The following is a 12,158-nucleotide window of genomic DNA, read 5'->3' as shown; positions in this document are numbered from 1 at the left end:
GGCGTCAGCCGAGGACCGCGAGCGCGTCGATCTCCACGAGGAGCCCGGCGGGCAGGCCGACGTAGACGGTGGTGCGGGCGGGCGGGACGGCGACGCCCGCGAGGTACTCGTCGTAGAGGGCGTTCAGCTCGGCGAAGTGGTCGGTGTGCGTGAGGTGGACGCGCGTCATCACCACGTCGTCCCAGGTGGCGCCGCCCTCCCGGAGGACGGCCTCGACGTTGGCCAGGGTCTGGAGGGTCTGTTCGCGCAGGGTCGGCCCGGCGACGGCGGGCGGCTCGCCGGGGGCGGCCGGGAGGAAGCCGACCTGGCCGGCGACCTGGAGCAGGCCCCCCTTGCGCACGCCGTGGGAGAAGCGGGCCGGAGGGGTGGTGTGGGTGGGCGGGGTCACGGCGGTCTTCTCGCTCATGCGGTGTCCTTCGGTGGGGTGGTGCCGGAGTGGTCGTGGCCGGCGGCCTCGGCGGTGCGGCGCACCAGGGGCAGGAGCGCGAGGAGTCCGTCGGCCGTGACGACCACGTTGGGCGCGGAGATCGACAGGGCGGCGGCGACACGCCCGTCGGGTCCCCGGACCGGGGCGGCGACGCAGTTGACGGACTCCTCGTGGCCGCCGAGGTCCGCCGCCCAGCCCTGCTCGCGGACGGTGGCCAGCTCGGTCCGGAGGGCGGCGGCGTTCGGCGTGGAACGCGGCGTGTACGGCGGGTAGTCGAGCCGGTCGGCGAGCGCGTGGCGCTCCGGCTCGGGCAGGTCGGCGAGGAGGACCTTCGCGACGGCGGCGACGGTGATCGCGACGGGGCGGCCGATCCGCGAGTACATGCGCACGGGGTACCGGCTGTCGATCTTGTCGACGTAGACGACCTCGTCGCCCTCGCGCACCGCGAGGTGCACGGTGTGGCCGGTCTCCTCGTTGAGGCGTACGAGGTGCGGGCGGGCGCTCTCCCGGACGTCCAGGCTCTCCGCGGCCTCCTGGGCGAGCGCGAAGAGGCGGGCGCCGAGCCGGTACCGCTGGTCCTGCCGGCGGTGGACGAGCCCGTGCTCGTGGAGCGTGCGCAGCAGCCGCAGGGCGGTCGACTTGTGGACGCCGAGCCGGTCGGCGACCTGCCCGAGGTCGGCGGGGCCCCGGGCGAGCAGCGGCAGGATGCTCAACGCCCGGTCGACGCTCTGGCTCATCGCGTGCGTACCTCCTCGTCGTCCGGTCCCGCCTCCGTCCAGCCGGGACCGAGACGCAGTCTCCCCCACGCGGCCCCGTCCAGCCCGGCCAACCGGTCGACGAGGGCGCCGTCCGGGACGGGGGCGAGGTCGCCGGGGGCGGTGAGCGCGGCGGCGGCGGCCAGGTGGCCGTGGCGCAGCCGGGCGGCGAGCGGCAGCCCCCGCAGCGTCGCCGCCAGGAACCCGGCGGCGAACGCGTCGCCGGCGCCGGCGTACGAGACGACGTCGACACGGGGCGCGGGGACGGAGATCCGCACGTCGGGGGTGCGGAGGAGGGCGGCCGCCGGGGTGGCCCGGCGCGTGGCCGCCTCACCCGCAGCGGCTCCGGACGCGGCGGTCCCGGACGGGGCGGCGCCGGACGGGGCGGCCCCGGACGGGGCGGCCCCGGGCGCGGGGGCGCCGGGCGCGGGGGCGCCGGGCGGGGCGGCCGTCACCGCCCGGGTGGGTGGGGGGCCGGTGGGCGGGGTGCGGGCGAAGAGGGTCGCGCCGCGGGCGCCCTCCTTGACGACCAGCACGTCCGGTTCGGGGAGCGCCGCGCGCAACGCGTCCGCGCCGCGCGGTCCGAGGGCTTCGGCGGCCTCGTCCGCCCCGGCGAAGACCAGGTCGGCGCCGCGGGCCGCCCCGCCCAGTGCGCGGCGGGCGGTCGCCGGGTCCGGCCACAGGGCCGGGCGGTGGTTGAGGTCGAAGGAGACCAGGGGACGGGACCGGCCGGGGCGGCGCGCGGTGAGGGCGGCCACCAGGGCGCGGCAGCCCGGAGAGAGCGCCGCGGTGACGCCGGACAGGTGCAGGACGCGACCCGCGGCGGCCTCCTCGTACGGGACCGTGTGCGGGGACATCGCCGACGCGGCCGAGCCGGCCCGGTGGTAGACGACCTCGTACGCGGGGTCGGCCCGGTCCGCGGCGGTGCGGAAGTAGACGCCGGTCGGGCGGTGGGGGTCCCGGCGGACGGCCGAGACGTCCACGCCGTGCGCGGCGACCGCGGCGAGCAGGTGGTCACCGAAGCCGTCGGCGCCCACGCGGCTGATCCAGCGGACCCGGTGCCCGGCGGCGGCCAGGGCGCAGGCGACGTTGGACTCGGCGCCGCCGGCGGACCGGGTGAAGGAGGGGGCGTCGGCGAGGCGGCCGGGGCGGGAGGGCCGGAGGACCACCATGGACTCGCCCAGGCACACCACGTCGACCTCGGGTGCTGCCGTCACGGTCGCCTCCTCGGGGCCGGGGCCGTTGACCCCGCGCTGGCCGGGATGTTAGACACCGGTCAGCGACCGACGCAATGACCGTTGCGCACCACGCAACGGGGAGGGAGGCCGGATGGCCGCCGGACAGCCGGGCCCGGACGTGCTCGCCGCACGCTTGGCGGACGAGCGGGTGGACCACCGCTTCAAGGGGCTCCCGCCGGACGCCGACGGCCTCACGGTCGGCGAACTGGCCGCCCAGCGGCGCGACGTCTTCACCGGCGGCTTCACCACGCCGGTCCTGACCCTCTCCGCCGGGGCGCTGGAGCACAACCTGGCCCTGCTCGGGGCGTACTCCGCCCGTCACGGCCTGGCCTTCGCGCCGCACGGCAAGACGACGATGGCGCCTGGGCTGTTCGCCCGTCAGCTGGCCCACGGGGCCTGGGGCATCACGGTGGCCGTCCCGCACCAGGTGCGGGTGTGCCGGGCGTTCGGGGTGCGGCGGGTGTTCCTCGCCAACGAGCTGGTCGACGCGGCCGCCCTGCGCTGGGTCGCCGGGCAGCTGGCGGCCGACCCGGAGTTCCGGTTCGTCTGTTACGTCGACTCGGTGCGCGGCGTCGAGCTGATGGACCGCGCGCTGGCCGGGTCGCCGCGGCCGGTGGACGTCGTGGTGGAGCTGGCGGCGGGCGAGGGCGCGCGGACCGGGGTGCGCACGGAGGCGGAGGCCGTCGAGGTCGCCGGGGCGGTGGCGGGCGCGGCGGCGCTGCGGCTGGTCGGCGTCGCCGGGTACGAGGCGCAGGTGCCGGGGGCGTCCCCGGAGACGGTGCGGGTGTGGTTGCGGCGGCTGACCGGGCTCGCGGTCCGGCTGGACGGCGCGGGGCTGTTCGCGGACGCGGGCGAGATCGTGGTGAGCGCGGGCGGCAGCGAGTGGTTCGACGCCGTCGCCGACGTCCTCGCCGAGCTGCCGCCGCTGTCGGCGCCCGTGCTGAAGCTGCTGCGCTCGGGCGCGTACGTCTCGCACGACCACGGGCACTACGAGCGGCTGACGCCGTTCAACCGGGTCCCGGAGGAGGGGGCGCTGGAACCGGCGTTCCTGCTGTGGGCGCAGGTGGTGTCCCGGCCGACGCCCCACGAGGCGTTCCTCAACGCCGGCAAGCGGGACGTGTCGTACGACCTGGCGCTGCCCGTGCCGCGCCGGGTGCGCTCCGGCCGGGACGGCACCGAGCGCGCGGCGGACGGGCTGACGGTGACCGCGCTGTCGGACCAGCACGCGTGGGTGCGCGCCGAGCCGGGGGGCACGCTGCCGGAGGTCGGCGACTGGGTGGCCCTCGGGCTGGCCCACCCGTGCACGGTGTTCGAGAAGTGGCCGCTCATCCCCCTGGTGGAGGGCGACGGCACGGTCGTCGACTACGTCCGCACCTTCTTCTGACCCCCACGGCGGGCGACGCGGGACGCACGGCGGAGGCGGGACGCACGGCGCGGGGGCACGACGCAGGCGGGACGCACGGCCGGGGCACGACGCACGGCGGAGGCGCGCGGGGCGGCGGGAGGGGCGGCGGCGGTGGAGCTGGTCATCAGGGACGCACGGGTGGTCGACGGCACCGGCGGCCCGGCGTACCGCGCGGACGTCGGCGTCGACCGGGGCCGGATCGCCGCGGTGCGCCGCGAGGGCGAGCCGGCGCTGCCCGGCGCGCGCGTCCTGGACGCGGCGGGGCTCGTCCTCTCCCCCGGCTTCGTCGACATGCACGCCCACAGCGACCTGGCCCTGCTGCGCGACCCGGCGCACGAGGCGAAGGTCGCGCAGGGCGTGACGCTGGAGGTCCTGGGCCAGGACGGCCTGTCGTACGCGCCGGTGGACGACCGCACGCTCGACGAGGTCCGCGCGGCGATCGGCGGCTGGAACGGCGACGGCGCCGACGTCGACGTGGACTGGCGGACCGTCGGCGGGTACCTGGACCGGCTGGACCGGGGCTTCGGCGGCGAGGGCGTCGCCGTGAACGCCGCCTACCTGGTGCCGCAGGGCACGGTCCGCGCGTACGCCGTCGGCTGGACGGACCGCCCGGCGACCGGCGCCGAGCTGGACCGGATGCGGCGGCTGGTCGCCGAGGGGCTGGCACAGGGCGCGGTCGGCATGTCGTCGGGGCTGACGTACCCGCCCGGCATGTACGCGGACGGCGCCGAACTGGCCGCGCTGTGCCGGGTCGTGGCCCGGCACGGCGGCTACCACTGCCCGCACCACCGCTCGTACGGGGCGGGCGCCCTGGCGGCGTACGCCGAGATGCTGGACCTGGCGCGGGCGACGGGCTGCCCGCTGCACCTGGCGCACGCGACGCTGAACTTCGGCGTCAACGAGGGTCGGGCGCCCGAGCTGCTGGCGCTGCTGGACGCGGCGCTCGCGGACGGCGTCGACGTCTCGCTCGACACCTACCCGTACACGCCGGGCTGCACGACGCTCGCCGCGCTCCTGCCCGGCTGGGCCCACGAGGGCGGCCCGCGGGCGCTGCTGGCCCGGCTGCGGGACGACGCGACGGCCGAGCGGATCCGGTACGCACTGGAGGTGACCGGCTCGGACGGCTGCCACGGCGTGCCGGTCGACTGGGCGTCCGTCGAGGTGTCGGGCGTGTCCGATCCGGCGCTGGCGGCGTACGTCGGCACGCGGCTGCCCGGCTGGGCGGCGGCCCGGCGGCTGCTGGTCGCCGACCGGCTCGGCACGGCGGTCCTCCAGCACGTCGGCCACGAGGGGAACGTACGGGCGATCATGCGCCACCGGGTGCACACCGGCGGCTCGGACGGCATCCTGCACGGCGCGAAGCCCCACCCGCGCGCCTACGGCACGTTCCCGCACTACCTGGGGCGGTACGTGCGGGAGCTGGGCGTGCTGTCGCTGGAGGAGGCCGTCGCCCACCTGACGTCCCGCCCGGCGGCGCGGCTGCGGTTGCCGGACCGGGGGCTCGTACGGGTCGGGTACCGCGCGGACCTGGTGCTGTTCGACCCGGACACGGTGGCGGCGGGCGCCACGTTCGCCGCGCCGCGCACCCTGCCGGTGGGAATCCCGCACGTCCTGGTCGACGGGCGGTTCGCGGTGCGCGACGGGCGGCGCACCGACGTGCTGGCGGGACGCTCGGTCCGCCGCACGCCGTGACCGGGCCGCCGGCGACCCGGGCGGGGGGGGGACGGGACGGTTACGGGCCGGGGTCAGGCGCGGGAGGGCTCGCGGTCCTCCGGGCGGCGCGGGGACGGCAGCCACACGCCGGCGGCGAAGTCGGAGCGGCGCAGCAACAGCTGCCCGCCGATCACGCACGCCACGACGGCCAGGGCGAACCCGTAGGCGGGGGTGCGGCCGTCGGGCGCCGTCACGTACACGAGGCCCGCCGACAGGATGGCGAGCGCGCGGCCCGCGCGGCCGTTCCAGGCGGTCGCGGCGAGCAGCGGCACGGCCCACAGGACGTACCAGGGCTGCACCATCGGGGAGAGCGCGACCAGGGCGAGGAGGGCGAGGCCGAGCGCGTGCAGCGGGTCGAGCATGCGGCGGGCCGTGCACGAGGCGAGGTAGGCGATCAGGGCGAGGGCGAGCGTGAGGCCCATGGCCTGGACGGCGCGCTTGACGGGGTCCACCTCGGCGCCGGACAGGAAGTACATCGTCTCGCCGAGGGCGACGCCGAGGTCGCTGGTGAGGGAGAGCGCGGTGTGGATGCTCCCGGCGACGCTCTGGGTGCGCAGCCAGCCGAAGCCGGTGCCGGCGCACAGGGTGGCGCCGACGGCGACGGCCGCGGCCACGGCGCCCGGCCCGAGGACGCCCTTGGCGGCCCTCCGTATGAGGGGGCCGGTCGTCTCCCGGCCGACGACGACGCCGATGAAGAGCAGCGCCAGCGCCGCCGGCGACTTGATCATCACGGCGAGGGCGACCAGGGCGCTTCCCGCGACCCAGCGGCCGCGGCGCACGGCGAGGGCGGTGCCGGCGAGGAGCAGGCCCACCATCAGGCCGTCGTTGTGCAGTCCGCCGACGACGTGGAGGAGGAGCAGCGGGTTGAGGACGCCGAGCCAGAGGGCCCCCGCGGTGGAGGCGCGCGGCGCGAGCCGCAGCACGGCCCAGAAGAGCAGGGCGAGCGCGGCGACGGACAGCAGCCGCAGGGCGAGCACGGCGGGCAGGACGTGCCCGGCGGTCGCCGCGGTGACGGCCTTGGCGAGGAGGAGGAAGACCGGCCCGTACGGCGCGGGGGTGTCGGTCCAGTGACCGCCGACGCTCGCGGCCGCGGCCCCGCCGATGCCGTCGGGGGCGAGGACGGACGGGCCGTGGCGGTACACGTCGTGCCCCTCCAGGACCATGGCGCCCTGGGCGACGTAGCTGTACACGTCGGCGCTGTAGAGCGGCGGGGCGAGGAGGAGCGGGGCGGTCCACCACACGAGCGTGACGGCGGTGGACCGGACCCGGACGTCGGCGCCGTCGGCGACCAGCCGGCCGTACCGCCACCAGGCCACGACGAGGAGCGTCAGCCCGGCCAGGGCCAGCAGGACGCCGGGGCGGGCCGTGTCGGCGGCGCGCGGGAACCACAGGCCGAAGGGGTCGCGGGCCGGCATGGTGCCGGCCGCCCACCCGCCGAGGGCGACGGCCAGCGAGCCGACCGCGCCCAGGTGCCTGCAACCGGCGACGCTCCTCAAGGACCACATGACGTGTCAACCTACCCGGGCGCCGCCGGTCCCCTCCTGCCGTGTCCGGATCCGGCCGGCGTGACGCCGCTTACGGCTTGGGCAGGGCGCAACCGGGGCGGCCGAGGTCGACGGCGTTGCCGGTGCCGACGCAGGCGGCGACGGTGTACGTCTGCTGCGCGTAGTTGATGCCGCGGCGCACGGTCACCGTGCCGTTCGCGTCGACCTCGCAGGGGTTGTTGACGGTGCAGCGGCCGCCGGACTCGTTTCCGGTGTTGTTGACGGCGACGACCTTGCCCGTCGCGGTGTCGATCACCGGGGAGCCGGAGGTGCCGCCGACGGTGTCGCACGCGGCGGTGTACCGGACGGAGTCCTTCCAGGTCCAGTCGCCCTCCTGGAGGCGGTGGGCGAAGCCGTCGACGGCACAGGTGTAGACGCGCTTCCAGTAGCCCGAGACGACCGCGATGCCGGCGCCCTGGGCGGGCCGGACGGTGTCGAGTTCGAGGGCGCGGACGCGGTGGCGGTCCTCTATCTGCCGGTAGGTGCTGGTCAGCTCGTACAGGGCGAGGTCGGTGTCGGTCATCGTGGCGTACGCGATCTTGCCGGCCCGGAGGGTGGCGACGCGGGTGCCGGCGGCGTTCAGGAGGCTGAAGCTGCGGGTCGAGGGCCGGTTGACGACGACGACGCCGGGGCCGGGCATGCCGGACTCCAGGCAGTGGCCGTTGGAGAGCACCAGCGCGCGGTCGTCGGGGCGCGACTGGGGCAGCCGCACGACGGAGCCGGAGCAGTTGCTGAGCGCCACGGTGCCGGCGAAGTCGACGGCGGCGGCCGGGGCCGGGGCCGGGGCGGTGGACGCCGCCGGGGCGGCGGGGGTGGTGGACGCGGTGGGGGCCGCGGGCGGTGCGGGGGGCCGCGGGCCCGCCGCCTCCGCCGGTGCGGAGCCGAGGCCGAGCAGTGCCAGGGCGAGCAGCGCACCGGCGAGGGGCTTCTTCATGTGGGGGGTCCCTCCTGCGACGGATGGTCACGCGCATTCTGAGGAATGGTCATGTCCGCGACAAGAGGGGGTTTTCGGCCGCACCCCCGGCCCGCCGTCCGTTCGGGCGAGCGGAGGGGCCCGCGCCCCGACGCCCCCGCCCGAGCCGGACACCCACCGGACACCCGCCCGGGGCCCGGGCCGGACGCCCGCCGGGGCACGGCCGGACGCCCGCCGACCACGTCCGCCGGGGAGGGACGTGGCACAAAACACGAGGCGCGCCCACCGCCGCGACCGTAAGCTCGCGAGCATGCAGGTCATCCAGTCCACGAAGCTCGCCAACGTCTGTTACGAAATCCGCGGCCCCGTGCTGGACGAGGCGATGCGGCTGGAGGCGGCGGGCCACCGCGTCCTGAAGCTGAACACCGGCAACCCCGCCGCCTTCGGCTTCGAGTGCCCGCCCGCCATCCTCGAGGACATGCTCCGCAACCTCGGCGACGCGCACGGCTACGGGGACGCGAAGGGCCTGCTCGCGGCGCGCCGCGCGGTCATGAGCCACTACGAGACGCGGGGCATCCCGCTCTCCGTCGAGGACGTCTACATCGGCAACGGCGTCTCCGAGCTCATCCAGATGGCGATGCAGGCGCTGCTCGACGACGGCGACGAGGTCCTCGTCCCGGCGCCGGACTACCCGCTGTGGACGGCGTCCGTGGCCCTGTCGGGCGGCACTCCGGTGCACTACCGGTGCGACGAGCAGTCGGACTGGATGCCGGACCTCGCCGACATCGAGCGCAAGATCACCGACCGCACCAAGGCGCTCGTCATCATCAACCCGAACAATCCGACGGGCGCCGTCTACGACGACGAGATGCTGCGCGACCTCACGGAGATCGCCCGCCGCCACAACCTCGTGGTCTGCTCGGACGAGATCTACGACAAGATCCTCTACGACGGCACGACCCACACGCCGACCGCCGCCATCGCCCCCGACCTGCTGTGCCTGACCTTCAACGGCATGTCGAAGAACTACCGGGTGGCGGGGTACCGCAGCGGCTGGCTGGCGGTCTGCGGCCCGAAGGGGCACGCCTCCTCGTACATCGAGGGGCTGACGATCCTCGCCAACATGCGGCTGTGCGCCAACATGCCGGCGCAGCACGCCATCGCCGCCGCCCTCCAGGGCCGCCAGTCGATCGAGGCGCTGGTGGCGCCGGGCGGCCGCCTCCTGGAGCAGCGCGACGCGGCGTACGAGCGGCTGATCGACATCCCGGGCGTGAGCTGTGTGAAGCCCAAGGGCGCGCTGTACCTCTTCCCGCGCCTCGACCCGGCCGTCTACAAGATCAAGGACGATCGCCAGATGGTCCTGGACCTGCTGCGGGCCGAGAAGATCATGGTGGTCCACGGCACCGGCTTCAACTGGCGCGAGCCGGACCACTTCCGCATCGTGACGCTCCCCAACACCAAGGACCTCACGGACGCCGTGACCCGCATCGGCACCTTCCTGGACGGCTACGGCCAGCACTGACCGACAGCGGGGCCCCACCTTGGGGTCGACTCAACTTTAGACTGGATCCAATGTAGGATGGTCTCCTGTCAGTCAGCAGGAGGCCGTCCCCATGTACGAACCGATCCGCACCAAGTCGGTCCACCGGATGGCCGACGACGACCACGACACCTTCCCGCACCGCTCGCGCGAGGAGGAGCTGGACATCCAGCTCGCCGGGCACCTGTCGGCGCTGCTGGCCGTCACCGACGAGCTCGGTGACCCGGCCGCCGAGCGCATCGCCCGGCAGGTGGCCCGGCTGCGCGGCGCCCCGCCGGCCCGGCACGCCGGGCTGACCGGCGCCGACGCGTCCTCGCTGCACCGCCGCGCCCACGCGCTGGCCGGACGGGCGCTGGTCGTCGCGGCCTCCCGTGCCGACACCGCCGCCGCGATCCTCGCCGCCGAACGGATGGACGCGCACGCCGCCGCGTCCGGCGAGGGCAGCTTCGTCGGCGCCCCCTGACGGCCCCGGTCCGCGACCGACGAGGCACGCGGACCGGGTGCCACCCTCCCCGCCGCGCCCACCGGACACCCGGCGGGCCCGCACGCCGCCCCGCCCGCGGCCCGGCGCGGACGGCGCCCCACGCCCCCCGTCACCCCGGACCCCGCACCCCGTCACCGCCGGCACCGCCGTCACCGCCGGCACCCCGCGCGACGAAAAGACCCCCGGAACGACGCCGATGTCGTTCCGGGGGTCGTCAACCGCGGCCGGCCGGGATGACTCCACAGGTCAGGGCGTTGTCGTACGGCCCGGCCGCGGGTCCGGGGTGGGCCGCGTCAGCCCAGGCGCGCGACGAGCGCGCGGTACTCGTCCCACAGCTCCTTCGGGGTGTGGTCGCCGAAGGTCTCCAGGTGCCCGGGGATCAGGGCGGCCTCCTCGCGCCAGACCTCGGGGTCGACCGTGAGCAGGAAGTCGAGGTCCTCCTCGGGCAGGTCGAGACCGGCGGTGTCCAGGGCCTCGCGGGTCGGCAGGACGCCGATCGGCGTCTCGACGCCCTCGGCGCGGCCGTCGAGGCGCTCGACGATCCACTTCAGGACGCGGCTGTTCTCGCCGAAGCCGGGCCAGACGAACCGGCCCGCGTCGTCCTTGCGGAACCAGTTCACGTAGTAGATCTTCGGCAGCTTCGACGCGTCCGCGCCCTTGCCGACCTTGATCCAGTGAGCCATGTAGTCGCCCATGTTGTACCCGCAGAACGGCAGCATCGCGAAGGGGTCGCGGCGCAGCTCGCCGACCTTGCCCTCGGCGGCGGCGGTCTTCTCGGAGGCGACGTTCGCGCCGAGGAAGACGCCGTGCTGCCAGTCGAACGACTCGGTGACCAGCGGGACCGCGGAGGCGCGGCGGCCGCCGAAGAGGATCGCCGAGATCGGCACGCCCTTGGGGTCCTCCCACTCCGGCGCGATGATCGGGCACTGGGCGGCGGGCACGGTGAAGCGGGCGTTGGGGTGGGCGGCCGGCGTCCCGGACTCGGGCGTCCAGTCGTTGCCCTTCCAGTCCGTGAGGTGCTTCGGCGCCTCCTCGGTCATGCCCTCCCACCACACGTCGCCGTCGTCGGTGAGCGCGACGTTGGTGAAGACGGCGTTGCCCCACAGGGTCTTCATGGCGTTGGCGTTGGTGTGCTCGCCGGTGCCGGGCGCGACGCCGAAGAAGCCGGCCTCGGGGTTGATGGCGTAGAGGCGGCCGTCCTCACCGAAGCGCATCCAGGCGATGTCGTCGCCGATCGTCTCGACGGTCCAGCCGGAGATCGTGGGCTCCAGCATCGCGAGGTTCGTCTTGCCGCACGCGGACGGGAAGGCGGCGGCGACGTACTTCGACTCGCCCTGCGGCGGGGTCAGCTTCAGGATGAGCATGTGCTCGGCGAGCCAGCCCTCGTCGCGGGCCATGACGGACGCGATGCGCAGGGCGTAGCACTTCTTGCCGAGCAGGGCGTTGCCGCCGTAGCCGGAGCCGTAGGACCAGATCTCGCGGGTCTCGGGGAAGTGGGAGATGTACTTCGTGCTGTTGCACGGCCACGGCACGTCGGCCTGGCCGGGCTCCAGCGGGGCGCCGAGGGTGTGCACGGCCTTGACGAAGAAGCCGTCGTCGCCCAGCTCGTCCAGGACGTCCCGGCCCATGCGGGTCATGGTGCGCATCGAGACGGCGACGTACGCGGAGTCGGTGATCTCGACGCCGATCGCGGAGAGCGGCGAGCCGACGGGGCCCATGCAGAACGGCACCACGTACATCGTGCGGCCGCGCATCGCGCCGCGGAAGATGCCCTTCTCGCCGGCGAAGAGCTCCTTCATCTCCGCCGGGGCCTTCCAGTGGTTGGTCGGGCCGGCGTCCTCCTCCTTCTCGGAGCAGATGAAGGTGCGGTCCTCGACGCGCGCGACGTCGGTCGGGTCGGACGCGGCGTAGTACGAGTTCGGGCGCAGCGTGGGGTCCAGCTTCCGGAAGGTGCCCTTGGCGACGAGCTCCTCGCACAGGCGCTCGTACTCGGCCTCGGACCCGTCGCACCACACGACTGCGTCGGGCTGGGTGATCGCTGCGATCTCGTCGACCCAGGCGACGAGCGCCTGGTGCTGGGTGGGGGCCGGGGTGCTGGGAGCCGCGTTGTCGCGCGCCACGGTTGCTCCTTGTTGAGGG

General features: G+C 75.5%; 10 protein-coding genes. 4 read left to right on the top strand and 6 right to left on the bottom strand.

All coding sequences use genetic code 11. From position 1 onward, the window contains the following. Nucleotides 1-4: 4 nt before the first annotated feature. Genes ACF053_RS11865 through ACF053_RS11855 form a run of 3 tightly spaced genes read right to left on the bottom strand, consistent with a single transcriptional unit; the run spans nucleotide 5 to nucleotide 2,399 of the window. Entirely contained in the window at nucleotides 5-406 is a 402-nt protein-coding gene (locus tag ACF053_RS11865; protein ID WP_391953739.1) for a RidA family protein, read from the bottom strand. Beyond that, nucleotides 403-1,164, bottom strand: coding sequence for an IclR family transcriptional regulator (locus ACF053_RS11860; RefSeq protein WP_391953738.1), 762 nt, complete (start codon nucleotides 1,162-1,164; stop codon nucleotides 403-405). The genes ACF053_RS11865 and ACF053_RS11860 overlap by 4 nt, the downstream gene beginning before the upstream one ends. Continuing rightward, nucleotides 1,161-2,399, bottom strand: coding sequence for a sugar kinase (locus tag ACF053_RS11855; RefSeq protein WP_391953737.1), 1,239 nt, complete (start codon nucleotides 2,397-2,399; stop codon nucleotides 1,161-1,163). Before ACF053_RS11855 ends, ACF053_RS11860 begins: the two co-directional genes overlap by 4 nt. A 112-nt stretch (nucleotides 2,400-2,511) precedes the next feature. Between ACF053_RS11855 and ACF053_RS11850 the strand changes: the two genes are divergently transcribed. Together ACF053_RS11850 and ACF053_RS11845 are read left to right on the top strand one after the other, a co-directional pair. Continuing rightward, nucleotides 2,512-3,804 (top strand): alanine racemase, encoded by a 1,293-nt coding sequence (locus ACF053_RS11850; protein ID WP_391953736.1) that lies wholly within the window; start codon nucleotides 2,512-2,514, stop codon nucleotides 3,802-3,804. 132 nt (nucleotides 3,805-3,936) lie between these two features. Then, a complete protein-coding gene (locus ACF053_RS11845) occupies nucleotides 3,937-5,517 on the top strand; it encodes an N-acyl-D-amino-acid deacylase family protein (protein ID WP_391953735.1) in 1,581 nt (526 codons plus the stop codon). Nucleotides 5,518-5,570: 53 nt separating this feature from the next. Here ACF053_RS11845 and mptB read toward each other — a convergent pair whose 3' ends face one another. Both mptB and ACF053_RS11835 read right to left on the bottom strand, forming a co-directional pair. Beyond that, nucleotides 5,571-7,043, bottom strand: coding sequence for a polyprenol phosphomannose-dependent alpha 1,6 mannosyltransferase MptB (mptB, locus tag ACF053_RS11840; RefSeq protein WP_391953734.1), 1,473 nt, complete (start codon nucleotides 7,041-7,043; stop codon nucleotides 5,571-5,573). 70 nt (nucleotides 7,044-7,113) lie between these two features. Further along, the gene (locus ACF053_RS11835; protein WP_391953733.1) at nucleotides 7,114-8,016 is read right to left on the bottom strand and encodes a S1 family peptidase; all 903 of its coding nucleotides are present in this window, start codon (nucleotides 8,014-8,016) and stop codon (nucleotides 7,114-7,116) included. A 289-nt stretch (nucleotides 8,017-8,305) separates the two neighbouring features. Between ACF053_RS11835 and ACF053_RS11830 the strand changes: the two genes are divergently transcribed. Next, a complete protein-coding gene (locus ACF053_RS11830; RefSeq protein ID WP_058941505.1) occupies nucleotides 8,306-9,517 on the top strand; it encodes a pyridoxal phosphate-dependent aminotransferase in 1,212 nt (403 codons plus the stop codon). Nucleotides 9,518-9,608: 91 nt separating this feature from the next. Continuing rightward, entirely contained in the window at nucleotides 9,609-9,998 is a 390-nt protein-coding gene (locus ACF053_RS11825; RefSeq protein WP_391953732.1) for an SCO4983 family protein, read from the top strand. Nucleotides 9,999-10,312: 314 nt separating this feature from the next. On the opposite strand, the gene ACF053_RS11820 is transcribed toward ACF053_RS11825, so the two are convergent. Next, nucleotides 10,313-12,139, bottom strand: coding sequence for a phosphoenolpyruvate carboxykinase (GTP) (locus ACF053_RS11820; RefSeq protein ID WP_391953731.1), 1,827 nt, complete (start codon nucleotides 12,137-12,139; stop codon nucleotides 10,313-10,315). Nucleotides 12,140-12,158: the final 19 nt, after the last annotated feature.

The organism is Streptomyces kanasensis, from assembly GCF_043077165.1.
Taxonomy (GTDB): Bacteria; Actinomycetota; Actinomycetes; order Streptomycetales; family Streptomycetaceae; genus Streptomyces; species Streptomyces changanensis.
This window is presented reverse-complemented; position numbering and strand designations above follow the sequence as displayed.